Origin of the sequence: Ramlibacter humi (assembly GCF_004681975.1) — a bacterium.
GTDB lineage: Bacteria > Pseudomonadota > Gammaproteobacteria > Burkholderiales > Burkholderiaceae_C > Ramlibacter > Ramlibacter humi.
Genome location: NZ_SMLK01000004.1, coordinates 115,508 through 137,958, shown reverse-complemented (window position 1 = coordinate 137,958; position 22,451 = coordinate 115,508). Strand labels below are relative to the sequence as shown.

At 69.7% G+C, this 22,451-nt stretch carries 22 protein-coding genes; 15 read left to right on the top strand and 7 right to left on the bottom strand.

Annotated features, from left to right (window positions below; genetic code table 11):
- Positions 1-12 precede the first annotated feature (12 nt).
- The 4 genes from EZ216_RS13730 to EZ216_RS13715 all read left to right on the top strand — a co-directional run bounded on the left by EZ216_RS13730 (position 13) and on the right by EZ216_RS13715 (position 4,525).
- Entirely contained in the window at positions 13-735 is a 723-nt protein-coding gene (locus EZ216_RS13730; RefSeq protein WP_135250352.1) for an aldolase, read from the top strand.
- Positions 736-854: 119 nt separating this feature from the next.
- Positions 855-3,119 carry an alpha,alpha-trehalose-phosphate synthase (UDP-forming) gene (locus EZ216_RS13725; protein ID WP_135250351.1) on the top strand — a complete coding sequence of 755 codons (2,265 nt, stop codon included), beginning with the start codon at positions 855-857 and terminating at the stop codon, positions 3,117-3,119.
- Positions 3,120-3,279: 160 nt separating this feature from the next.
- Positions 3,280-3,972, top strand: a complete 693-nt coding sequence (locus tag EZ216_RS13720) for a hypothetical protein (RefSeq protein WP_135250350.1) — start codon at positions 3,280-3,282, stop codon at positions 3,970-3,972.
- Positions 3,973-4,078: 106 nt separating this feature from the next.
- Positions 4,079-4,525 (top strand): SRPBCC family protein, encoded by a 447-nt coding sequence (locus EZ216_RS13715; RefSeq protein WP_135250349.1) that lies wholly within the window; start codon positions 4,079-4,081, stop codon positions 4,523-4,525.
- Positions 4,526-4,538: 13 nt separating this feature from the next.
- Here the strand turns inward: EZ216_RS13715 and EZ216_RS13710 are convergent, their stop codons facing one another.
- The 7 genes from EZ216_RS13710 to EZ216_RS13680 form a co-directional block, all read right to left on the bottom strand.
- The gene (locus EZ216_RS13710; RefSeq protein ID WP_135250348.1) at positions 4,539-5,864 is read right to left on the bottom strand and encodes a TolC family outer membrane protein; all 1,326 of its coding nucleotides are present in this window, start codon (positions 5,862-5,864) and stop codon (positions 4,539-4,541) included.
- Positions 5,865-5,892: 28 nt separating this feature from the next.
- A complete protein-coding gene (locus EZ216_RS13705) occupies positions 5,893-6,228 on the bottom strand; it encodes a rhodanese-like domain-containing protein (protein WP_135250347.1) in 336 nt (111 codons plus the stop codon).
- A 13-nt stretch (positions 6,229-6,241) separates the two neighbouring features.
- The gene (locus EZ216_RS13700) at positions 6,242-6,928 is read right to left on the bottom strand and encodes a protein-L-isoaspartate O-methyltransferase family protein (RefSeq protein ID WP_135250346.1); all 687 of its coding nucleotides are present in this window, start codon (positions 6,926-6,928) and stop codon (positions 6,242-6,244) included.
- Between the two features lie 19 nt (positions 6,929-6,947).
- Positions 6,948-10,235 carry an efflux RND transporter permease subunit gene (locus tag EZ216_RS13695; protein ID WP_135250345.1) on the bottom strand — a complete coding sequence of 1,096 codons (3,288 nt, stop codon included), beginning with the start codon at positions 10,233-10,235 and terminating at the stop codon, positions 6,948-6,950.
- Positions 10,236-10,247: 12 nt separating this feature from the next.
- Positions 10,248-11,498 (bottom strand): efflux RND transporter periplasmic adaptor subunit, encoded by a 1,251-nt coding sequence (locus EZ216_RS13690; RefSeq protein WP_135250344.1) that lies wholly within the window; start codon positions 11,496-11,498, stop codon positions 10,248-10,250.
- Positions 11,495-12,190 carry a TetR/AcrR family transcriptional regulator gene (locus EZ216_RS13685; RefSeq protein WP_135250343.1) on the bottom strand — a complete coding sequence of 232 codons (696 nt, stop codon included), beginning with the start codon at positions 12,188-12,190 and terminating at the stop codon, positions 11,495-11,497. The genes EZ216_RS13690 and EZ216_RS13685 overlap by 4 nt, the downstream gene beginning before the upstream one ends.
- Positions 12,191-12,307: 117 nt before the next feature.
- A complete protein-coding gene (locus EZ216_RS13680; protein WP_135250342.1) occupies positions 12,308-13,066 on the bottom strand; it encodes a YdcF family protein in 759 nt (252 codons plus the stop codon).
- A 146-nt stretch (positions 13,067-13,212) separates the two neighbouring features.
- On the opposite strand from EZ216_RS13680, the gene msrA reads away from it, so the two are divergent.
- The 11 genes from msrA (at position 13,213) to sugE (ending at position 22,411) form a co-directional block, all read left to right on the top strand.
- Positions 13,213-13,752 (top strand): peptide-methionine (S)-S-oxide reductase MsrA, encoded by a 540-nt coding sequence (gene msrA / locus EZ216_RS13675; RefSeq protein WP_135250341.1) that lies wholly within the window; start codon positions 13,213-13,215, stop codon positions 13,750-13,752.
- A 10-nt stretch (positions 13,753-13,762) separates the two neighbouring features.
- Positions 13,763-14,413: an ABC transporter ATP-binding protein gene (locus EZ216_RS13670; protein WP_135250340.1), complete on the top strand. Its 651-nt coding sequence runs from the start codon at positions 13,763-13,765 to the stop codon at positions 14,411-14,413.
- Positions 14,410-15,612, top strand: a complete 1,203-nt coding sequence (locus tag EZ216_RS13665) for an FtsX-like permease family protein (RefSeq protein WP_135250339.1) — start codon at positions 14,410-14,412, stop codon at positions 15,610-15,612. Before EZ216_RS13670 ends, EZ216_RS13665 begins: the two co-directional genes overlap by 4 nt.
- 176 nt (positions 15,613-15,788) lie before the next feature.
- The gene (locus EZ216_RS13660) at positions 15,789-16,280 is read left to right on the top strand and encodes a DUF3299 domain-containing protein (RefSeq protein ID WP_239024383.1); all 492 of its coding nucleotides are present in this window, start codon (positions 15,789-15,791) and stop codon (positions 16,278-16,280) included.
- Positions 16,281-16,287: 7 nt separating this feature from the next.
- Entirely contained in the window at positions 16,288-16,632 is a 345-nt protein-coding gene (locus tag EZ216_RS13655) for a hypothetical protein (RefSeq protein WP_135250337.1), read from the top strand.
- Between the two features lie 78 nt (positions 16,633-16,710).
- Entirely contained in the window at positions 16,711-18,786 is a 2,076-nt protein-coding gene (locus EZ216_RS13650) for a TonB-dependent receptor (protein ID WP_135250336.1), read from the top strand.
- A 164-nt stretch (positions 18,787-18,950) separates the two neighbouring features.
- Positions 18,951-20,564 carry a Na+/H+ antiporter gene (locus EZ216_RS13645; protein ID WP_135250335.1) on the top strand — a complete coding sequence of 538 codons (1,614 nt, stop codon included), beginning with the start codon at positions 18,951-18,953 and terminating at the stop codon, positions 20,562-20,564.
- A gap of 42 nt (positions 20,565-20,606) precedes the next feature.
- Positions 20,607-21,044 carry a type II toxin-antitoxin system RelE/ParE family toxin gene (locus tag EZ216_RS13640; protein WP_135250334.1) on the top strand — a complete coding sequence of 146 codons (438 nt, stop codon included), beginning with the start codon at positions 20,607-20,609 and terminating at the stop codon, positions 21,042-21,044.
- Between the two features lie 28 nt (positions 21,045-21,072).
- Positions 21,073-21,360, top strand: coding sequence for a helix-turn-helix domain-containing protein (locus EZ216_RS13635; protein WP_135250333.1), 288 nt, complete (start codon positions 21,073-21,075; stop codon positions 21,358-21,360).
- 50 nt (positions 21,361-21,410) lie between these two features.
- Positions 21,411-22,085 carry a glutathione S-transferase family protein gene (locus tag EZ216_RS13630; RefSeq protein ID WP_135250332.1) on the top strand — a complete coding sequence of 225 codons (675 nt, stop codon included), beginning with the start codon at positions 21,411-21,413 and terminating at the stop codon, positions 22,083-22,085.
- A gap of 8 nt (positions 22,086-22,093) precedes the next feature.
- Entirely contained in the window at positions 22,094-22,411 is a 318-nt protein-coding gene (sugE, locus tag EZ216_RS13625) for a quaternary ammonium compound efflux SMR transporter SugE (RefSeq protein ID WP_135250331.1), read from the top strand.
- Positions 22,412-22,451: the final 40 nt, after the last annotated feature.

Here is a 22,451-nt window from a genome sequence, read left to right as displayed (position 1 = left end):
CACAATGAACCGATGAACCACGCCGCCGACTTCGAATCCGCCGCCGTCCAGCGCCTGCGCGAAGACCTCGCGCTGGCGCTGCGTGCGGCGGCGCACCACGGCCTGGCCGAAGGCGTGTGCAACCACTTCAGCGTGGAGCTGCCCGACGGTTCGGGCCGTTTCCTGCTCAACCCGCGCGGCCTGCTCTGGCAGGAAGTGCGCGGCGCCGACATCGTGATGGTGGACGCGCGCGGCGGGAAGCTGGCGGGCCGCCACCCGGTGGAACCCACCGCGATGTTCATCCACGCGGCGGTGCACCGCATCGGCCGCAAGGCGTGCGTGCTGCACACCCACATGCCGTACGCGACCGCGCTCACGCTCACCGGCGACGCCGGGCTGGACACGTGCCTGTCGCAGAACGCGATGCGCTACCACGGCCGAGTGGCGATGGACCGCACCTACAACGGCCTGGCGCTCGACCACCGCGAAGGCGAGCGCATCGCCCGCGCCATGGATGGGCGTGACGTCGCCTTCCTCGCCAACCACGGCGTCATCGTCTGCGGCGACCGCATTGATTTCGCCTACGACGACCTCTACTACCTGGAGCGGGCCTGCCTGCATCAGGTGCTGGCGCAGTCCACGCAGCGGCCGCTGGTGCGCGTGACCGAAGAGTTCACCGCGCGCGTGGCCGCGCAGATCCAGGGCGAACGTCTGCAGTCCGAACTCTTCTTCGAGGCGCTGCGCCGCACGCTCTGACCGCGCACGGATGAGTCCGCAAGAACGTCTTGCGGCGCTAAATTCTTCCTGGCCGCGCGGGGCGCGGCTTCAACCCGGCCCAGGGCGCGAGGCGCGTCCCGGGCACTCATGAAGGACCGATGAGAACCTTCCGCCTCCAGCTCCGTTTTCTCTTGCCACTGGTGGTGGTGCTGGTGGGCGCCGCCTACCTGGCGCTGCCTATCGTGGACCAGCTCACGCTGCGCTGGTTCGCGCGCGACCTGGGCCTGCGCGGCAGCCTCGTGGCCAGCTCGCTGTCCGAATCCATCTCCGACGCGCTGCAGGACCCCAAGGGCCGCAAGCTGCAGCAGCTGTTCAACCGCGTGGTGGAAGACGAGCGCCTGGTGGCCATCGGCTGGTGCTCGCCGCTGGGCGAACTGCTGGTGCGCACGCCCACCTTCCCCCGCGACATGTCGTGCGCGGACGCCGAGCGGCTGGCCGCGGGCGCCGACGCCAACCTGCTGGTGCGCGGCGGCCGCGTGCACGTCACGGCGCACGAGGTCACCGCCGAATCGGGGCCGGTGGGGCGCCTGATCCTGATGCACGACCTGAGCTTCATCGAGCGCCGAAGCCTGGACACCCGCCGCTACCTGATCGCGATGATCGCGGGCCTGGGCGTCATCATCGCGCTGGTGACCATGATCGTCGCGCAGCTCAGCTGGCGCGGCTGGATGAAGGGCACGCGCGCGCTGCTGCGCGGCGAAGGCCTGGTGCGCCCGCTGGGCGGCGGTGGTTCGCCGGAGCTGGAACCGCTGGCGATGGAACTGCGCTCGCGCCTGCGCGACCTGGAAGACGAGTACCGCCGCGGCCAGTCCAACGGCGACGCGCACTGGGACGCGCAGCGCCTGCAGGCGCTGCTGCGCACGCAGCTGCGCGGCGACCAGGTGATCGTGGTGTCCAACCGCGAGCCCTACCTGCACGAACATGGCGAAGGCGACACGGTCATCGTGCGCCGGCCCGCCAGCGGCCTGGTGACGGCGGTGGAACCGGTGATGCGCGCGTGCTCGGGCACCTGGATCGCCCACGGCAGCGGCGGCGCCGACCGCGAGGTGGTGGACCGCCACGACCGCGTGCCCTTGCCGCCCGGCCGCAGCGACTATCGCCTGCGCCGCGTGTGGCTGACGCCCAAGGAAGAGCAGGGCTACTACTACGGCTTCGCCAACGAAGGCATGTGGCCGCTGTGCCACGTGGCGCACGTGCGGCCGGTGTTCCGCGAATCCGACTGGGAGGCTTACCGCGCGGTGAACCAGCGCTTCGCCGACGCGGTGGTGGCCGAGGCGCGCAGCGACGACCCGGTGGTGCTGGTGCAGGACTACCACTTCGCGCTGCTGCCCGCGATGATCCGCCGCCGCCTGCCGCGCGCGACCATCCTCACGTTCTGGCACATCCCCTGGCCCAACCCGGAATCGTTCGGCATCTGCCCGTGGCGCGAGGAGATCCTGCAGGGCCTGCTGGGCAGCACCATCCTGGGCTTCCACACGCGCTTCCACGGCAAGAACTTCATCGAATCGGTCGACCGCTACCTGGAAGCGCGCATCGAGCACGAGCACTCGGTGGTCAGCTACCGCGGCGAGGAAACTTTCGTCGAGGCCTACCCCATCTCCATCGCCTGGCCCACGCCGGAGGAAGAGGCCGCCAAGCCTTCGCCCGCCGAGTGCCGGCGCGAACTGGGCGAGCGCCTGGGCATCCCTTCCGACCACCGCATCGCGGTGGGCGTGGACCGCTTCGACTACACCAAGGGCATCCTCGAGCGGCTGCACGCGGTGGAGCGCCTGCTGGAGAAGTACCCGCAGTGGCAGGGCCGCTTCACCTTCGTGCAGGTGGCCGCGCCCACGCGCGCCGTGCTGGAGGAATACCGCGCCTTCCGCGCGCGCATCGAGGCGGTGGCCGCGCGCATCAACGAGCGTTTCGGCGCGCCGGGCAAGGAAGTCGTGCGGCTGCTGCCGCAACACCACGAACCGGACGACGTGGACCGCCTGTACCGCGCCGCCGACGTGTGCCTGGTGACCAGCCTGCACGACGGCATGAACCTGGTGTGCAAGGAATTCGTCGCCTCGCGCGACGACGAGCGCGGCGTGCTGGTGCTCAGCCGCTTCGCCGGCGCCGCGCGCGAGCTGCCTGAGGCGTTGATCGTCAACCCCTACCACGTCGAGGAGGTGGCCGACGCCATCCACCGCGCGCTGGTGATGCCGGTGGCCGAGCAACGCGAGCGCATGGCCAACCTGCGCAGCAGCGTGCGCGAGGACAACGTGTACCGCTGGGCCGGGCGCATGCTCACCGACGCGGCGCGCTGGCGCCTGCGCGAACGTGTGTCCGAACGCGTGCAGCGGCACGGCGAGCAGGGCCGCACCGGCACCACCGGCTGAGCGGTGTTGTCGCGGGCGGCCCTGCGGCGCTAGCATGCGGTCGCCCCGCGCAGCCGCGCGGTGCAAGGGAGGGGACGAACCCGCAGCCGGGCCGGCAGGCCGGCGCGGCCGCACGGCCGTCTCCATGGAGGCAGTACTCACCGAAGAGAGAGGACTTTCCATGGCTCACCGCTTCAAGCTCTACGAGATCGACCGCCAGACGCTCAAGCTGATCGTCGGCGTCATCGCCCTCAGCCTGCCCTGGCTGACCAACTACTTCGCCGGCGGGCAGCTGGATTCCATCAGCGCCAGTTACCACGCGGGCGGCTGGGCCCGCGACATCCTGGTCGGCTTCCTGTTCGCGATCTGCGCGTTCCTGCTCGCGTACAACGGCGAGGGCACGCTGGAGATGGTCATGAGCAAAGTGGCCGCGCTAGCGGCACTGGGCGTCGCGATGTTCCCGTGCGAATGCGGCGGGCGCGACCAGATCATCCGCGGCGTGCACGGCGCTTCCGCGGCCGTGATGTTCCTGGTGCTGGCGGGTTTCTGCCTCGTGTTCTACGGACGCGCGAAGGCCAAGCCCGGCCCGCAGGCGAGGGTGCGCGGCGGCATCTACCTGGCGTGCGCCGCCGCCATCCTGGGCAGCATCGCGGTGATCGGGTACGACCAGCTCACGGGCGGCTCGCTGCGCAACGACGGCGTGCCGACACTGGTGTTCCGCGGCGAGGCGGTGGGGCTGGTGGCTTTCGGCGTGTCGTGGCTGGTCGCCAGCCGCGTGCTGCCGCTGCTGACGGCGGACCATGAGCGCGTGCGGCTGCTCAGCCACGAGAGTGCGGACGCCGCCGCGGCAGGCACTCGCCCCGCGACGCCCTGACGGGCATGGCAGGATGCGGCGGACCGATGTCGAAAACGCGGCCCGCCGTTCGTCGTGCAGGTGTGGCCGGGAATCGTCCCGGTCCCCCAACCCCAAGGAGCCGAACATGTCCGCCCGAGCCGTCCATCTCCACCGCGTGCTGCGCTGCCCGCCGCAGAAGGTCTACCGCGCCTTCCTCGAAGCCGCGGCCATGGCCAAGTGGCTGCCGCCCCACGGTTTCACCTGCACCGTGCACCACTTCGAAGGCAAGGTGGGCGGCACCTTCCGCATGTCGTTCACCAACTTCACCACCGGCGGCGGCCATTCGTTCGGCGGCGAATACCTGGAGCTGGTGCCCAATGAGCGGATCCGCTACGTCGACAGGTTCGACGACCCGAACCTGCCCGGCACGATGGAAGTGACCGTCACGCTCACGCCCGTGATCTGCGGCACCGAGCTGAAGGTGGTGCAGTCCGGCATCCCCGAAGCCATCCCGCTGGAGATGTGCTACCTGGGCTGGCAGGAATCGCTGCTGCAGCTGGCGGCGCTGGTGGAGCCGGACATCCCCGGCTGACCCGCGCAGCGGCTTACTTCACCACCAGCGCGTTCAGCCTGGTGAGGTCTTCCGACTGCAGCGTGCCATTCGCCTGCCGCAGGCGCAGGTGGCCGAGCAGCACGTTGTAGCGGGCCTGCGCGAGATCGCGCTTGGTCTGGAACAGCTGGCTCTGCGCGTTCAGCACGTCGATGTTGATGCGCACGCCGACCTGGTAACCCAGGCGGTTGGCATCCAGCGCCAATTGGCTGGAAGCTTCCGCGGCTTCCAGCGCGCGCACCTGGCCCTGGCCGGAGATCACGCCGTAGTACGCGGTGCGGGTGGCTTGCGCCACGGTACGGCGCGCGTTTTCCAGGTCGGTCTTGGCTTTTTCTTCCAGCGCCAGCGTCTCGCGGATGCGGTTCTGCGTGGCGAAGCCCGCGAACAGCGGCAGGTTGACGGTGACGCCCACCTGGCCCAGGTTGGTGCGGCTGTCCACCAGCGTGGTGGTGGTGCCGTTCAGGTTGCGCTGCACGCCGTAGCTGGCGGTGAGGTCCACCGTGGGCTTGTGGCCGGCCTTGGCCTTTTCCACTTCCCAGTCGGCGATGTCGACGTTGGTGCGGGCCTGCGCGATGGTGGGGCTGGCGGCTTCGGCCTGCGACACCCAGGCTTCCACGCTGGACGGCTCGGGCGCGGGCAGCGCCAGGGGCACGGCCATGGGCAGCGGCTGTGCTTCCGTGCGGCCGGTGAGCGTGTCCAACGCCAGCTTGCGAACGCGCAGGTCGTTCTCGGCCTGGATCTCCTGCGCGGTGACCAGGTCGAAGCGGGCCTGCGCCTCGCGCGTGTCGGTGATGGTGGCGGTGCCCACCTCGAAGTTGCGCTTGGCCGACGCCAGCTGTTCGTTCACCGCCGTCTTCTGCGCGCGCACGAAAGCCAGCGTGTCCTGCGCGGCCAGCACGTCGAAGTACGCCTGGCTCACGCGGATGATGAGGTCCTGGCTGGCGGCGGTGAGCTGCGCTTCGGCCAGGTCCACCTGCAGCTTGCCCTGCTGCCAGGTGGCCCAGTTGGCCGGACGGTACAGCGGCTGCGAAGCGGTGAGCGTGGCGCCCTGCGTGCCGAAGCCGCGGTCCAGGCGCGGGTTGTTGATCTCGAACGACGAGCGGCTGACCGTGGCCGCCAGGCCCGCCGTCGGCAGGATGCCCGCGCGGGCCTGCTCGGCGCGCGCCAGGTTGGCGTCGTACTGCGATCGCGCCGACTGCCAGGCGGCGTCGTACGCGCGCGCCGATTCGTACAGCTCCTGCAGGCTCTGCGCGCCCGCCGGGCCGGCGGCCATGGCCGCGGCCAGGGCTGCCACGAGGGGGAGTCGCCGCGAGGGTGTCATTCGTCCGTCCTTGCTCTTGTCGCTTCGTTCAGTAGCGGGGCACGGACGGGTCGCGTTCGAGCGACCAGGCATCGATGCCGCCGGCGATGTTCGCCACCCGTTCCCAGCCGTTGTGGGCCAGGAACATGGCCACGCGCATGCTGCGCGCGCCGTGGTGGCACAGGCAGGCCACCGGGCGGGAGGGATCCAGTTCCGACAGGCGGGCGGGCACCTCGTTCATCGGGATGCACACCAGCTCGAACCCTTGCGGCGCGACGCTCGCGGCGCGCAGCTCGGGCGCCTCGCGAACGTCCAGCACCACGGCTTCGCCGTCTTGCGCGGCCAGCCAGGCGTCGAGGTCGGAAGGGCGGACCTGGTCGATCATCGGTCGGGCGTCGTCAGAAGGAAAAGCGCGAAGGCTCGGGGAATTTCACGAGGCGAGGGGCCAGCGTGTCCCAGCGCTGCGCGGTCGTGAAGGTGGCCTCGCCGGTGCGCGTGATGAGGGTGGCGCGCATCACGGGCTCGCCGCCGGTGATGGTGGCCAGGCGGCCGCCCACCTTCAGCTGCTGCAGCAGCGCCTGCGGCACGTCGGCCACCGATCCGCTGAGCACGATGACGTCGAACGGGCCTTCGGCGGCCAGGCCCTGCGAGCCGTCGGCTTCGCGCACTTCCGCGTTGCGGATGCCGGCGCGCTGCAGGTTGTCGCGCGCCATCTTCGCCAGCTCGGGTTCGATCTCCAGCGTGATGACGCGCTGGGCGCGGCCGGCCAGCAGGGCGGCCATGTAGCCGGAGCCGGCGCCGACTTCCAGCGCCTTTTCGTGCGGGCGGGGGCTCACTTCCTGCAGCAGGCGGGCCTCCATCTTGGGTTCCAGCATCACCTGGCCCAGGCGCATCGCTTCGTCGGGACGCCCGCGCAGCGGGATCATCAGGTCGGCGAAGGCCAACCCGAGGTGCGCGGGCGGGACGAACTCCTCGCGCCGCACCTTCTGCAGCAGTCCCAGGATTTCGGGATCGAGCACGTCCCAGGGGCGGATCTGCTGCTCGATCATGTTGAAGCGGAGTTGTTCGACGGAAGGCGTGCTCATGGCTTTTGCTTCGCGGAAGTCAGGACAAACCGTCGATTTTAGAAGCCGGGACGGGCTGGGCGCCGCCGCCACCGCCTTGAAGGGCCGGGCCTTCGACAGGCCTGTCCTGAGCGCGGTCGAAGGGCTCAGGCCGAACGGAGGATTTGCGCCGCAGCCACGCCGCCAGGTCGTCCAGGTAGCAGTACACGACCGGCACCACCACCAGCGTGAGCAGCGACGACGTGATGACGCCGCCGATCACCGCCTGGCCCATGGGCGCGCGCTGCTCCGAGCCTTCGCTCAGCGCGAAAGCCAGCGGCACCATGCCGAAGATCATGGCCAGCGTGGTCATGAGGATGGGGCGCAGCCGCACGCGGGCCGCCAGCAGCAGCGCCTCGGCGCGCGGCACGCCCTCTTCGCGGGCGCGGATGGCGAAGTCCACCAGCAGGATGGCGTTCTTGGTCACCAGGCCCATCAGCATCACGATGCCGATGATGGAGAACATCGACAGCGTGGAGCCGAACGTCATCAGCGCCAGCACCACGCCGATCAGCGTGAGCGGCAGCGACGTCATCAGCGCCAGCGGCTGCAGGAAGCTCTTGAACTGGCTGGCCAGGATCATGTAGATGAAGATGATGGCCATCGCCAGCGCCGACACCGCGTAGCCGAACGATTCCGCCATGTTCTTGGCCGAGCCGCTGAACTGGTAGCGGTAGCCCGGGGGCAGGGCGATGCCGTCCATCACCTTCCGGATGTCGGCCGACACCTCGCCCGCGGCGCGGCCGGCGGTGTTGGCGTTGATGGCCACCTCGCGCGTCAGGTCGCGGCGGTTCACCTGGTTGGGGCCGGTGCCTTCGCGCACCTCGGCCACCTGGTTCAGCCGCACCACGCGCGACGTGCCGTCGGTGTTGGTGCCGGTGGCGAAGGGCAGGCGGTCCAGCTGCTGCGGGGACACACGCGCCTCGGGCGCGAGACGCACGTTGACGTCGTAGGTCTGGTCGTCGGGCGCGCGCCAGTTGCCCACCGTCTCGCCGGCCACCAGCGTGCGCAGCGCGGCGCCGATGCGGCCGACCGACAGGCCCAGGTCGGATGCGGAATCGCGCTTCACCTGCACCTGGATGGTGGGCTTGTCGGGTTTCACGCTGGAATCCAGGTCCACCAGGCCCGGGATGCCGCGGATGCGTTCCATCACCAGGCGCGCCAGCCTCTCCAGCTCCTTCTGGTCGGGGCCCAGCAGCGAGAACTCCACCTGCTTGTTGCCGCCCACCGCGTCGACCAGGCCGACGTGCGTGACGGTGATGCCGGGCACCGACTCCAGGCGCTTGCGCAGCACGCCGGACAGCTGGTCGACGTTGCGCGTGCGTTCCTTGCGATCGACCAGGCGCACGTAGACGCTCGCGTAGATCTTGCCGGCCGCCGCGCCCGTGTTGATGGTGGACAGCGTGTACTTCACCTCCGGCAGTTCGCGCAGGATGGCTTCCACCTGGCGGGCCTTCGCTTCGGTCACTTCCAGCGACGAGCCCACCGGCGTGTAGAAGTTGACCGAGGTTTCCGAGTAGTCGGCCTTGGGCACGAACTCGGTGCCCAGCAGCGGCACCATGAAGATGCTGGTGACGAAGATGCCAGCGGCGGCCAGCAGCGTCACCAGCTTGTGCGACAGCGACCAGCGCAGCAGTGACTGGTAGCCCTGCGCCAGAGATTCGGTCGCGCGGTCGAACCAGCCGGTGACGCGGCCGATGGTCTTGTCGTACCACCCGTTCGCCCTGGGCTTGTCGAAGGGCTCTGCGCTGCCTTCGACAAGCTCAGGCCGAACGGAGTGGGAGTGCCTGTCGATCTCCGGGTCGTGCCAGATCGACGACAGCATCGGGTCCAGCGTGAAGCTGACGAACATCGAGATCATCACCGCGGCCACGATGGTGATGCCGAACTCGTGGAAGAACTTGCCGATGATGCCGCCCATGAAGCCGATGGGCAGGAACACCGCGACGATGGAGAAGGTGGTGGCCAGCACCGCCAGGCCGATCTCCTGCGTGCCGTCCAGCGACGCCTGGTAGGGGCTCTTGCCCATCTGCACGTGGCGCACGATGTTCTCGCGCACCACGATGGCGTCGTCGATCAGGAGGCCCACGCAGAGCGACAGCGCCATCAGCGTGACCATGTTCACCGAGAAGCCGAAGGCGTACATGAACAGGAACGTGCCGATCAGCGCGATGGGCAGCGTGAGGCCCGTGATGACCGTGGACCGCCACGAGTTCAGGAACAGGAAGACGATCAGCACCGTGAGCACGGCGCCTTCGATGAGCGTCTTGCGCACGTTCTCCACCGCCACGCGGATGGGCCGCGAAGCATCCTGGATGGGTTCCAGCCGAACGCCCGGCGGCAGCTGCGCCTGCATCTCGGCGATGGTCTGCTTCAGGCCGTCGGTGACGGAGATGGTGTTCTCGTCCTGCGCCTTCTGCACCGACAGCAGCAGCGTGCGGCTGCCGTTGTACAGGGCCAGGCTGTCGAGTTCCTGCGCGCCGTCGTTGATGCGCGCCACCTGGTCCAGCCGCACCGGCGCGTTGCCGCGCCGCGTGACGATGATGCCGCCGAAGTCTTCCGGCCGCTGCATGCGGGCGTCGATCTGCACCACGCGGTCCTGCGCCAGCGAGCGGATGGCGCCCACCGGCAGGTCCTGGCTTTCGTTGCGCACGGCGGCCACCACCTGGTCGGCGGTGATGCCGAAGGCTTCCATCGCCTGCGGGTTCAGGTAGACGTTGATCTCGCGCTTGCTGCCGCCCACCAGCGTGACCGAGCCCACGCCGCGCACGTTCTCCAGCCGCTTCTTCAGCACCTGGTCGGCCCAGTTGGTGAGCTCCACGGGGCCCATCGCCTTGGCGCCTTTCGCCGTGTCCGGCAGCACGGCCACGGACCAGATGGCGCGGCTGGCCGGGTCGAAACGCAGCACGCGAGGTTCCTTCACCTCGGTGCGGAACGAGGGGCGGATGGCAGCGACCTTCTCGCGCACGTCTTCCGCCGCCTTGCGGCCGTCGATGTGCAGCTGGAACTCGATGATCACCACCGACTGGTTCTCGTAGCTGCGCGAGGTGAGGGCGTTGATGCCCGCGATGGAGTTGACGCCTTCCTCGACCTTCTTGGTGACCTCGCTCTCCACCACCTCGGGCGACGCGCCCGGGTATTCGGTCTGCACCACCACCACCGGGAAGTCGATGTTGGGGAACTGGTCGACGTTCAGCCGCTGCAGGGAGAACAGGCCCAGCACCACCAGCGCCAGCATCAGCATGGTGGCGAAGACGGGGTTCTTCAGGCTGACGCGCGTGAACCACATGGTGCTACTCCGTCATCCCCGCGCAGGCGGGGATCCGGAAGCGCGCGCCAGCACGCCGGGCAGTCCTCGGACTGGATTCCCGCCTTCGCGGGAATGACGGAGGAGGGCGGCTTTGATGCCCGACGCCGCGCCGGCCGGACGCGAAGCGGCGCCGGTGAACTTCACCGGCGTGCCTTCACGCAAAGGCCCCACGTGCCCCTTGATCACCGTCGCGCCGGCCGGCACACCTTCCACGCCGACCCAGGTCTCCTGGCTCGCTTCACCGCGCGCACCCGGCGTCACCTGCTTGTGCATCACCTGGCCGTTGTCCACCACCTGCACGTAAGGCGACGGCTTGTCGGTGCGGATGGCCGACAGCGGCACGGCCAGGCCCGCGGCGCGGCCGGTGGCGAGTTGCCCTTGCGCGAACAGTCCCTGGCGCAAGCCGGCGGCATCCGCGATGGACAGGTAGGCCAGCACGCTGCGGCTGCCCGCCTGCGCGCTGGGGTTGATGCGCACGACCTTGGCCACGACGGGCGCCGTGAGGCCTTCGATGTTCAGCTGCGCTTCCTGGCCGACGCGCACGCGCACCGAGTCGGCGGCGGTGAGCGTGGCTTCCACTTCCAGGCGGCTCAGGTCCACGATCTCCACCACGCGGCCATCGACGGCCACGCGCTCGCCGGGCTGCGCCAGGCGCTGCGACACCACGCCGGCGATCGGCGCGCGCAGCACGGTGTCTTCCATCGTCTTCTTCGCCATGTCCACCGCGGCCATCGCGGCCTGGTAGGTGGAGCGGGCGCCGGCGTAGCTCTTCTCCGAGGTGTCCAGCGCCGTCTTCGAGATGAAGCCCTGCTCGACCAGCGCCTTGTTGTTGTCCCACTGGCGCTGCGCGATGTCGATCTGCGCGCGCGCGGCTTCGGCCTGCTCCTGCGCCTGGCGCAGCCGCGCCTGCGATTCGGTGGCGTCGATGCGGGCGATGACCTGGCCGGCCTGCACCGCGTCGCCTTCGCGCACGGCCAGGCCCTGCAGCTCGCCGGCCACGCGGGCCTTCACCACGGCGGAATTCACCGCGCGCAGCGAGCCGGACACGGGCAGGCCCTGCGTCAGGTCGACCTGCCCGGCCTTCAGCACGTCGGTGGCGGCCAGTTCGATCACCGACTGCGCCTTGGGCGCGGCGGCTTCGGCGGCCGCGCGTTGCTTGCGGGCGGAGAGGGCGCGCATCGCGCCGCCCGCCACGAGCAGCAGCACCAGCGCGATGACGATCCAGCGGACGTAACGCTTCATCGGTCGGTTCCTTCGGGCTTGGCGCAGAAGCCGTGCAGCACGACGTCGGCCTGCTGCATCACGTAGCGCTCGGGGTCGAGCGGGTAGTCCTCCGGCGCGCACGCGGCCAGGGAGTGCTTCATCATGATCAGGAAGATCATCGGCGCGGAGATGGCGTAGGCCGCGTATTCCAGGTCCATGCCGGCGCGGAACTCGCCGCTGTCCACGCCGCGCTGCAGGATGCGGCGGATCAGGCGCTTGCCCGGGTTGATCACTTCCTGCTGGTAGAAGGCCGCCAGCTCGGGGAAGTTGCGCGCCTCGCTGATCATCAGCTTGGTGATGCCGCTGGCACGGGTGGCGCCGATGCGGTCCCACCAGACCTTCATGCAGTAGCGCACCATGTCGGCCGAGGTGCCTTCGAAGTCCACGAACTCCTGGTTCCACTCGGCGTAGCGGCCGGAGATGTTCTCCTGCACCACCGCCTTGAACAGGTCTTCCTTGCTGGGGAAGTAGAGGAACAGCGTGCCCTTCGAGACGCCGGCGCGCACGGCGACTTCCTCGGCACGGGTGGCGGCGAAGCCTTTCTCGACGAACAGGTCCAGCGCGGCGTCGAGCAGCTCCTTCGGCCGCGCTTCCTTGCGGCGTTCGCGCTTGGCCGGCACGTCGTCCGCGGCGGCTTCGCCGCGGGCACCGATGAGTTTGCTGAGGGACATGGGATTTACTGACTGACTGGTTAGTAATGTAGCCTTGAGCGCCCGCGACCGTCAAGGCGCCAGCGCGTGTCGCGCCGGTAAATGCGCGTCAGCAAAGGCGATTTGGGACGGGAAGGGTCAGCGCGCCACCCACAGGCCGAGCGCTTCGCGGATCACCGCGCGCGACAGCGCCAGCCCTTCCGGGGACGGCAGCCAGGCCAGCAGTGGGCGCACCATCGGCGCGGGGAAGCCCGTCGGTGCGGGCAGCACGCTGAAGCCGGCGCGTTCGAAAGCCAGCACTGACCGCGGCATGTGCCAGAAGTCGGTGACCAGCGCGATGCGCGTCACGCCATCGGCCGCGAGCAGCCGCTTCATCTCGTTCGCGTTCTCGACGGTGTCGCGCGATTTCGAATCGGCCCAGCGGAGCGTCACGCCGAAATCCTGCACGGCGCGGGCGGCCACTTCGGCTTCCGGCGGCATCTGCATGTCCGCCGCCGCCCAGCCCACGCCGCCGGCGAAAGCCAGCGGCTTGCCGGTGCGCCTGGCCAGCCAGGCGCCGTAGCGCAGTCGTCCCAGCGTCGGCGTGGCCGGCTGCGCGGCACCGTATTCCGGTGCGGCCGGCAGCGTGCCGCCGCCAAGCACGACGATGGCCTGCACGCCGGCCAGGTCCTCGGGCTTGACCGCCTGCACGGGCGGCAACAGCGCTTCGGACAAGCGGGTCGCGACGGGGTAGCAGGAGAGCAGCCACAGCGCAGCGATCGAGACGCCGATCAACGCCAGCCCGATCCGTGCCCGCTTGCCCCATGCCAGCACCAGCCCCAGCAACGCCAGCAGCAGCGGCGCCACCGGCGGCAGCACGAGGGCGGTGAGGATCGGCTTGAGTTCTCCGGACAGCATGGGCCGCGATCGTAAGACCGAAGAGGCGTGGTCCTCGCGCAGGCGGGGATCCATGGATTCCCGCCCTCGCGGGAGTGATGGAGGCGGCCGCGGAGCACGCACGCGGCGCCGCGCGGCTACAGTTCCACTCCTTCCAAGGAGTTCCCATGAGCGACCTGCAAACCATCGCACTCGGCGGTGGCTGCTTCTGGTGCACGGAGGCGGTGTACGTCAAGGTGCGCGGCGTGACCGACGTGGAATCGGGCTACGCCAACGGCACGGTGAAACAGCCCAGCTACGAACAGGTGTGCACCGGCAACACCGGCCACAGCGAGGTGGTGAAGCTCACTTACGACCCCGCGCAGATCACGCTGCGGCAGATCCTGGAGATCTTCTTCGTGGTGCACGACCCCACCCAGCTGAACCGGCAGGGCAACGACACCGGCACGCAGTACCGCAGCGGCATCTACTACACGACCGAAGAGCAGAAGCAGGTGGCCGACGACCTGATCCGGGAGATGAGCCAGGACAAGCTGTTCGGCCAGCCCATCGTCACCGAGGTGGAGCCGCTCACCAACTACTGGCCGGCCGAGGAATACCACCAGGACTTCTTCGAGAAGAACCCGTACCAGGGCTACTGCCTGGCGGTCGCCGCACCCAAGGTGGCCAAGTTCCGCAAGACCTTCACTGACCTGGTGAAGGCCTGACGCGCCGCGCGTGATCCGCACCCGTTCTCTCGCCTTCGCGTACCCCGGCGCGCCTGCGCTGCGCTTTCCCGACTGCGACGTGCCGCAGGGCGGCACGCTGCTGCTGCAGGGGCGCTCGGGCGCGGGCAAGTCCAGCTGGCTGGCCCTGGTCGCGGGACTGCGCGCGCCGGCCGATGGCGAACTCGTCGTCGCGCAACAGGATCTGCGTGCGCTGTCCGGCGTGGCGCGCGATCACTGGCGCGGCCGCAGCATCGGCTTCCTGCCTCAGAAGCTGCATCTGAGCGAAGCCCTGAACGTCGTGCACAACCTGTCGCTCGCGTACTTCGCGGCGGGACTGCCCGCGAGCGAAGCGCAGGTGGAGCAAGCGCTGGCGGCGCTGGGCGTGGCGGACCTCGCGCACCGCCGGCCATCCCAACTTTCGGGCGGGCAGGCGCAACGCGTGGCGCTGGCGCGCGCGGTGCTGCTTGCGCCGAAAGTGATCCTGGCCGACGAGCCCACCGCGAGCCTGGACGACGAAGCCGCCGGATCCGCGCTCGCGTTGTTGCAACAGGCGGCCGCGCGATGCGGCGCCACGCTGGTCATCGCCACGCACGATCGCCGGGTGCGCGAAGCCTTGCCGCGCGCGCAATCGTTGCCGCTCCACGCGCCGGTGGCCGCATGAACGTCGGCACGCTGTCGCTGCGCTACCTGTTCTCGCGCCCGCTGCAGGCGCTGCTGAACCTGCTGCTGCTCACGCTGGGGCTGGCGTCCATCACCTTCGTGCTGCTGGCCAGCGAGCAGGTGCAGCGGGCCTTCGAGCGTGACCTGGCCGGCATCGACGCGGTGGTGGGCGCCAAGGGCAGCCCGATGCAGCTGATCCTGTCGGCGGTGTTCCAGCTGGACGCGCCCACCGGCAACGTGCCGCTCGCGGAAGTGCAGAAACTGGCGAAGCACCCGCTGGTGGCCCAGGTCATCCCGCTGAGCCTGGGCGACAGCTACGAGGGCTTCCGCATCGTCGGCACCACGCCGGACTACCTGGCGCACTACAAGCTGCAAGTCGCACAGGGCCATGCGTGGTTGCAGCCGATGCAGGCCGTGGCCGGCGCGCAGGCCGCTGCCGCCGCGCACCTGGCCCCGGGCATGCGCTTCGCCGGCAGCCACGGGCTGGCCGGCGGCGGCGACGCGCATGCGGCCAAGCCGTACCAGATCGCCGGTGTGCTCGCGCCTTGCGGCTGCGTGGCCGACCGCCTGCTGCTCACTTCGCTGGAATCGGTGTGGGAAGTGCACGAGCACCACGCGCCCGGCATGGAGCAGGACCACGACGAAGACGATGCGAAGCGCGAGGTCACCGCGGCGCTGGTGCGCTATCGCACGCCGCTGGCCGCCGTCTCGCTGCCGCGCCAGGTGAACGCCACCACGCCCATGCAGGCGGCCGCGCCCGCGCTGGAAGTCTCGCGCCTGCTGCGCATGCTGGGCGTGGGCAGCGAAGTGCTGCGCGGCGTCGGCTTCGTGCTGCTGCTGACCGCGGGCCTGTCGGTCTTCATCGCGCTGTGGAACGCCGTGCGCGAGCGCCGCGCCGACCTGGCCACGCTGCGCATGCTGGGGGCCCCGCCGCGCCGCATCGCCGGCCTGCTGCTGGCGGAAGCGCTGTGGCTGGCCTTGGCGGCTTCGCTGCTGGGCCTGGCCGTTGGCCACGTGCTGATGGGCATCACCGGCGCGCTGCTGGCCGAACGGCAATCGCTGCCCTTGACCGGCGCGCTGTTCCTGCCGCAGGAGCTCTGGATCCCCGCTCTGGCCGCCGCGGTGGCCTTGGCCGCGGCGCTGGTGCCGGCGATTGGTGCGTATCGCACGGACGCCGGTGAGCTGCTGAACGCGCGGTAGAAAGTGGACTCCCTTGCGCAGAGTTCGCAGAGGATTCGCGGAGAGCGCAGAGGAATGCCTTTGAAATTCTCTTTGGACTTCTCCGCGTCCTCTGCGTACCTCTGCGAACTCTGCGCAAGGGAGTCCGCTTTCATCCCCGATGAAGCACAATGCCGCCTTCTACCGAGGACCGCCCGATGAAGCGAACCCTGGCCCTGATCACCGCCGCCGTCCTGGCCGCCGCCGCGCATGCGCAGACCGCCCCCGTGCCCATGGGCACCGGCCCCGGCGTGCACAGCCCCGACAGCCCGTTCGCGCCGCTGCCGCAGCGCGGCGACGTGGTGCCGTGGTCGGTGCTCACCTCGGTGAAGACCAAGGTCGACAAGAACCGCGTGCTGCCGGCCTTCCAGGCCGAACAGCTGGCCCTGCAGCAGAAGCCGCAGCGGGTGCAGGGCTTCATGATGCCGCTGGAGCCGGGCGAGAAGCACACGCACTTCCTGCTGTCGTCGGTGCCGCTGACCTGCAGCTTCTGCACGCCCGGCGGCCCGGAGAGCATGGTCGAAGTGAAGACGAAGACGCCGGTGCGCTACACGCTCGACCCGGTGGTGGTGGAAGGCCGCTTCGCGCTGCTGGCCGACGACCCGTACGGCCTGTACTACCGCCTGACCGACGGCGTCTCGGTGAAGTGACCTTGCGATGGCCGCACGCCGCGCGCTGATCGTCCTGCTGCTGCCGGTGCTGCTGCTCGCGCAGCTGATCGGCCTGCTGCACGGCATCGCGCACGCGCCGCTGGCCCATCCTGTTTCCGTTGCCGCACCCGCGGCTGAATCGAAGCCCCCGCTGGCCGGCCTGTTCCAGGCCCACGACGACGGTACCTGCCGCCTGTTCGACCAGCTGTCGCACGGCGATGCCGCACCCTGCGTGCCCGTCGTGCTGCCCGCGCTGCTGCCGCCCACGGTGGTGGTGCGGGCGCTGCATGGCCTGGCGCTGGCGCGCTGGGCCGCGCTGTTCGACGCCCGCGGCCCGCCCGCCCTTCGCTGATCGCACCGCCGCTGGACGCGTGACGGCTTCGCCGCCGCACGCGTCTGTCCGCCCATCGATTTCGCGAAGGTTCCTTCCATGTCTTTTCCCACGCGTGCCGGCGCCTGCGCCGGCCTTCTCGCCTGCGCCATCGCCGCGCAGGCCCAATCCCCAACGCAGCCACAGACGCTGCGCGAGGTCACCGTCACCGCCAACCCACTGGGCGACCAGCAGCCCGCGGCGCCCGTCAGCACGCTGTCCGGCGATGGGCTGCTGCTGCGCCGCCAATCGTCGCTCGGCGAAACGCTGAACAGCCTGCCCGGCGTCAGCAGCACCTACTTCGGGCCCACGGCCAGCCGGCCCGTCATCCGCGGCATGGACGGCGACCACATCCGCATCCTGGAGAACAGCGGCGCCATGCACGATGCGTCGAGCGTGAGCTACGACCACGCCGTGTCCATCGACCCGCTGGCGGTCGACCGCATCGAGGTACTGCGCGGCCCCGGCGCGCTGCTGTACGGGGGTAACGCGATCGGCGGCGTGGTGAACCTCGTCGATGGGCGCATCCCCACCGAGCCGATCGGCGGCGTCACCGGCAAGGCCGAGGTGTCCGGCGCCACCGGCTCGCGCGAGCGGTCGGGCTCCGCGATGGTCGAAGGCGGCAACGACCGCATCGGCCTGCATGCCGACGCTTTCGACCGCCGCAACGACGACGTGCGCGTGCCCCTCTCGCTGGCGTGCGCGCGCAGCAGCGGCACGACCACCGCCAGCCGTCTGTGCAACTCGGATGGGCAGGCGCGCGGCGGCGCGGTGGGCGGCTCGCTGTTCTTCGACCGCGGCTACGCGGGCCTGTCGGCCAGCAGTTCGGAAAGCAGCTACGGATCGGTGGCCGAAGCGGATGTGCGCCTGCGCATGCGCAGCCAGCGCGTCGCGTTCGAAAGCCTGGTGCGCCAGCCGCTGCCCGGCTTCGAGAGCGTGAAGGTGCAAGCGTCCGGCAGCCGCTACCACCACACCGAGTTCGAAGACGGCGTTCCGGGCACCACGTTCCGCAGCAACGGCGACGACCTGCGCATCGAAGCGCGCCATGCGCCCATCGGCCCGTTGCGCGGTCTCATCGGTTTGCAGGCGGAGAACGCGACCTTCTCCGCGCAAGGCGCCGAAGCTTTCGTGCCGCCCAGCGACACGCGCCAGCGCGCGCTGTTCCTCTACGAAGCGTGGCCGCAGTCGTGGGGGCAGCTCACGGCGGGCCTGCGGCGCGAAAGCGTGGATGTATCGACACCGGGTGATCCGGTGCTTGCGAGGTTCGCACCTGCGCGGCGCAGCTTCTCTCCCACCAGCGCATCGCTGGGCGCCGAGTGGAACGTCGCGCCCGCGTGGCAGCTGACCGGCAGCCTGGGCCGCACCGAGCGCGCGCCCAAGGACTACGAGTTGTTCGCCAACGGCCCGCACGTCGCCACCGGCGCGTACGAAGTGGGGCAGGCCACGCTGGGCACCGAGCGCGCCACCAGCGCCGAAGCCGCCGTGCAGTGGAAGTCCGGCGCCGACCGCGCGCGCGTGGGCGCTTACCAGACGCGCTTCTCGCGCTACGTGGCGCTGCTGTCGACCGGCATCACGCGCGACGCCTCCGGCAACGGTGCGGGTGTCGGGGTCACCAACTGCGGCGACGGCACTTCGGTGGAATCCGGCTGCACCGAGCAGGTGCTGCCCGAGTTCGCCTACCAGGCCGTGGCCGCGCGCTTCCGCGGCATCGAAGCGGAAGGCAACGTGCGGCTGCTGCGCGCGGACCCGGTGCTGGACCTGGAGTGGCGGGCCGACCTCGTGCGCGCCGACAACCTCACCCTCGGCCAGCCGTTGCCGCGCATCGCGCCCGCCCGCGCCGGCGCCACCCTGGTGTGGACGCAAGGCGCGTGGGGCGCGCGCTTCGGCTTCGATGCGTACGCACGCCAGTCGCGCGTGCCCGTGGGCGACGTCGCGGTCGCCGGCTACACGCTGTGGAACGCTGCGCTCACGTACAAGACCAAGGCCGGCCCCGCCGAGCTGATGACTTATGTGCGGCTGGACAACCTCACCGACCGCCTCGCGTACAGCGCCACTTCCATCCTCACCCAAAGCCTGCCGGGCCGCGTGCCGCTGCCGGGACGCAGTCTGCGGATTGGACTTCGAGCGGATTTCTAGGATCGAAGAACACGGGGTCCGCAACGCGGAGAACGCAGAGGAGCGCAGAGAACGCAGAGGCAGACCCCAAAGCTTCGTTTTGTTGTTCTCTGCGTCCTCTGCGCTGCGGACCCCGCTCCCGCATTCGATGGCATCCAGCAGCAGCCCAGCCATAATCGCAGCCCATGGCGCTGCTCCAGTTGCTGCTCGTGTTGCTGCTCAGCGCCGTGGCGCTGGGCTGGGTGGCGCGGCACTTCAAGTTTCCGTACCCCATCGCGCTGGTGGCGGGCGGCGCGCTGCTCGGGCTGGTGCCCAACCTGCCGTCCACCACGTTCGATCCGCAGCTGATCCTGGTGGCGGTGCTGCCGCCCATCTTGTACCAGGCCGCGCTGCTCACGTCCTGGACCGACTTCAAGGCGCACCTGCGGCCGATCTCGCTGCTGGCCATCGGGCTGGTCGCGGCCACCACGCTGGCCGTCGGGGCCGCGCTGAAACTGATGGTGCCCGACGTGCCCTGGGCCGCGGCCTTCGTGCTGGGCGCCATCGTGTCGCCGCCGGATGCAGTCGCTGCCACCGCCATCCTCTCGCGCTTGAACATCCCGCGCCGCATCGTCACGATCCTCGAAGGCGAGAGCCTGATGAACGACGCGTCGGGCCTGGTGCTCTACAAATTCGCGGTCGCCGCGGTGCTCACCGGCAGCTTCTCGCTGGTGGACGCGACGGCGCAGTTCGCGCTGGTGTCGGCGGGCGGCATCGCGGTGGGTATCGTGCTGGCGTTCGTGTACATCGCCGTGCACCAGAAGCTGGGCGATCCGTTCATCGAAGTGCTCACCGTGCTGACGATTCCGTACGCGGCCTACATGGCGGCGGAAGCGGTGCACACGTCGGGCGTGCTGGCGGTGGTGGCGGCGGGCCTGGTGCGCGGCCGCTACGCACCGGAGATCGTGTCGGCCGAGATGCGCATCATGGCGCGCTCGGTGTGGAACCTGCTCGTGTTCCTGCTGAACAGCGTGGTGTTCATCCTCATCGGGCTGCAGTTGCCCGTGGTGCTGGCGGGCCTGGGCCGCTACCCCACAGGGCAACTCGCGGCCATCGCAGGCCTCGTGACGGTGGTGGCCATCGCCGTGCGGTTCGCCTGGGTGTTCCCGGTCGGCTACCTGCCGCAGCGCGTGTCGCACCTGCGCGAGCAGCGGCGGCCCAACAAGGCGGAACTCGCCATCATCGGCTGGTGCGGCATGCGCGGCATCGTCTCGCTCGCCGCCGCATTGGCGTTGCCGCTCACGCTGCCGAACGGTGCGGCTTTCCCGCACCGCGACCTGGTCATCTTCCTGACCTTCGTGGTGATCGTCGCCACGCTGGTGGGGCAGGGCCTGACGCTCACGCCGCTGATCCGCTGGCTGAAGGTGGGCGCCGACTGGAGCCTGCATCAGGAGCAGCTGCGCATCCGCGCTTCGATGAGCACCGCGGCGCTGGCCGCCATCGACCGCGAGCTGGCGGGCGCGGGCGTCGCCGCGCAATGGGCGCAGGGCCTGAAGGCCGAGATCGCCGAACGCATCGGGCTGGTGGCTTCCGAAGGCGAGGAGCTCACGCCGCGCATGGAACTGGTGAACCGCCTGCGCCACGCGGCCATCCGCGCCGAGCGGGCCGAGCTGCTGCGCCTGTGGCGCGGCAACGAGATCGGCGACGAGGTGATGCACCACCTGATGGAGATGCTCGACTACGAGCAGGCGCGGCTGCCCGCGCAGGCGCCGGTCGCCAACGCTGCCGCGCGCGAGCTTGCCCCCACCTCTGCCGAGTGATGGCGCGTTCGGCCAGTCACTTTTCGGTGGGCCTGGAGTGGAATGGCCGATCTGCAAGCTATCACACCAGGTGGTATAGTGAACAAATCGTTCCAACCTGCGGCAAAGACCTTCAAGACCAGGAGCTTCGCCCGGCTGGCCATCAAGGCCGGGCTGGGTGACAGGGAGCTCTGCAAGGCCGCCGCGGAGCTGGAGCAGGGCAAGGGCGACGACCTGGGCGGCAGCGTCTGGAAGAAGCGGGTGATGGACAACCGCGGCCGCGCGATCGTGGTCGCGAAGTCCGGCGCGTTCTGGTTGTTCGCCTATCTGTATGCAAAGTCCGATCGCGAGAACATCAGGCACGATGAACTGGCCGGATTCCGTGGACTGGCGGCGGCACTGGGTGTAGGTGGCCTGCAAGGCATCGCGAGACTCGTGAGCGAAGGCTCTGTCCGGGAGATCTGCAATGACTGCAAAAGCGCCGAGAGCGCCAACGCGTAAGGTGTCGCGCAAGCCCAGGAGCGGCGCCATGGCCGCCATCCTTGAACTCGCCGGCGACATGGAGCGGGCGGGCCTGATCGACAAGAAGACCTTGCGTTCCTACGAAGAGTTGTGCCTGGCCCCGCCTGAATACACGGCTGCCGATGTCGTCCGCATCCGGCAGAAGGTCAACGCCAGCCAGGCGTTTTTCGCGCGCAGCCTGAACGTTAGCACCTCGGCGTTGCAGCAGTGGGAATCAGGGGCCAAGCGCCCCAGCGGCAGTTCCGCGAAGCTGCTCTCGGTCGTCGACAAGCACGGGCTCGAAGTGCTCAGCTGACCGGTGGTGCTTCCCGCGGGTAGCATCGCGGCCTCCTGAAAGGCCTTGCGATGATCACCGTCCACCACTTGAACCTCTCGCGCTCGCAGCGCGTGCTGTGGCTGCTGGAGGAGCTGGGGCTGCCCTACGAGATCCAGCATTACCAGCGCGATCCGCGCACGCTGCTCGCGCCGCCGGAGCTGAAGGCGGTGCACCCGCTGGGCAAGTCGCCGGTGGTCACCGAGGACGGGCGCACGCTGGCCGAGTCCGGCGCCATCCTCGAATTCCTGGCGGAGCGCGAAGGTTCGGCGCTGGCGGTCGCGCCCGGCGCGCCGGACCGCGCGCGCTACCTGTACTGGCTGCACTACGCCGAAGGCTCGCTGATGCCGCCGCTGCTGGTGAAGCTGCTGTTCGACGGCATCGAGCGTGCCAAGGTGCCGTTCTTCCTGAAGCCGGTGACGCGCAAGATCGCCGACCAGGGCCGCAACTCGTTCGTGCTGCCGCAGATGAAGCGGCACCTGGACTTCATCGAGGCCGAGCTGTCGCAGCGCCCGTGGTTCGCGGGCGAGGCGTTCAGCGCGGCGGACATCCAGATGAGTTATCCGCTGGAAGCCGCGGAGAAGCGCATCGGCCTCGCGGGCCGGCCGAAGATCGCCGACTGGCTGCGTCGCATCCATGAGCGTCCCGCCTACCAGCGCGCGCAACAGCGCGGCGGCGAGTTCGGTGTTCCCTCTTTCCCGGAGTGAGGCGGGCCATGGCCTGGATCGTGTTGTGCGTCGCGGGGCTGTTCGAGGTGGGCTGGGCGATCGGCTTGAAGTACACCGAAGGCTTCTCGAAACTGTGGCCGTCGGTGGGCACGGTGGCCGCGATGGTGGCCAGCGTGCTGTTGCTCGGGTGGGCGATGAGGTCGCTGCCGGTGGGGACGGCTTACGCGGTGTGGACCGGCATTGGCGCGGTAGGGACCGCGGTGCTGGGCATCGTCCTGTTCGGCGAACCCGCGACGGTGGCGCGGCTGGCTTGCCTGGGGTTGATCTTCGCGGGGATCGTGGGGTTGAAGGTCACGCACGGTTGATGCTGATCTGCGGGCGCGGCGCGTGCGGGATCGCTCGGCG

Coding starts and splice junctions, on each gene's coding strand:
- EZ216_RS13695 (WP_135250345.1), bottom strand. CDS start 10,235: ATGTGGTTCACGCGCGTCAGCCTGAAGAACCCCGTCTTCGCCACCATG.
- EZ216_RS13720 (WP_135250350.1), top strand. CDS start 3,280: ATGGCTCACCGCTTCAAGCTCTACGAGATCGACCGCCAGACGCTCAAG.
- EZ216_RS13710 (WP_135250348.1), bottom strand. CDS start 5,864: ATGACACCCTCGCGGCGACTCCCCCTCGTGGCAGCCCTGGCCGCGGCC.
- EZ216_RS13660 (WP_239024383.1), top strand. CDS start 15,789: ATGAAGCGAACCCTGGCCCTGATCACCGCCGCCGTCCTGGCCGCCGCC.
- EZ216_RS13640 (WP_135250334.1), top strand. CDS start 20,607: ATGGCCGATCTGCAAGCTATCACACCAGGTGGTATAGTGAACAAATCG.
- EZ216_RS13650 (WP_135250336.1), top strand. CDS start 16,711: ATGTCTTTTCCCACGCGTGCCGGCGCCTGCGCCGGCCTTCTCGCCTGC.
- EZ216_RS13635 (WP_135250333.1), top strand. CDS start 21,073: ATGGCCGCCATCCTTGAACTCGCCGGCGACATGGAGCGGGCGGGCCTG.
- msrA (WP_135250341.1), top strand. CDS start 13,213: ATGAGCGACCTGCAAACCATCGCACTCGGCGGTGGCTGCTTCTGGTGC.
- EZ216_RS13690 (WP_135250344.1), bottom strand. CDS start 11,498: ATGAAGCGTTACGTCCGCTGGATCGTCATCGCGCTGGTGCTGCTGCTC.
- sugE (WP_135250331.1), top strand. CDS start 22,094: ATGGCCTGGATCGTGTTGTGCGTCGCGGGGCTGTTCGAGGTGGGCTGG.
- EZ216_RS13630 (WP_135250332.1), top strand. CDS start 21,411: ATGATCACCGTCCACCACTTGAACCTCTCGCGCTCGCAGCGCGTGCTG.
- EZ216_RS13665 (WP_135250339.1), top strand. CDS start 14,410: ATGAACGTCGGCACGCTGTCGCTGCGCTACCTGTTCTCGCGCCCGCTG.
- EZ216_RS13725 (WP_135250351.1), top strand. CDS start 855: ATGAGAACCTTCCGCCTCCAGCTCCGTTTTCTCTTGCCACTGGTGGTG.
- EZ216_RS13680 (WP_135250342.1), bottom strand. CDS start 13,066: ATGCTGTCCGGAGAACTCAAGCCGATCCTCACCGCCCTCGTGCTGCCG.
- EZ216_RS13645 (WP_135250335.1), top strand. CDS start 18,951: ATGGCGCTGCTCCAGTTGCTGCTCGTGTTGCTGCTCAGCGCCGTGGCG.
- EZ216_RS13700 (WP_135250346.1), bottom strand. CDS start 6,928: ATGAGCACGCCTTCCGTCGAACAACTCCGCTTCAACATGATCGAGCAG.
- EZ216_RS13730 (WP_135250352.1), top strand. CDS start 13: ATGAACCACGCCGCCGACTTCGAATCCGCCGCCGTCCAGCGCCTGCGC.
- EZ216_RS13715 (WP_135250349.1), top strand. CDS start 4,079: ATGTCCGCCCGAGCCGTCCATCTCCACCGCGTGCTGCGCTGCCCGCCG.
- EZ216_RS13685 (WP_135250343.1), bottom strand. CDS start 12,190: ATGTCCCTCAGCAAACTCATCGGTGCCCGCGGCGAAGCCGCCGCGGAC.
- EZ216_RS13705 (WP_135250347.1), bottom strand. CDS start 6,228: ATGATCGACCAGGTCCGCCCTTCCGACCTCGACGCCTGGCTGGCCGCG.
- EZ216_RS13655 (WP_135250337.1), top strand. CDS start 16,288: ATGGCCGCACGCCGCGCGCTGATCGTCCTGCTGCTGCCGGTGCTGCTG.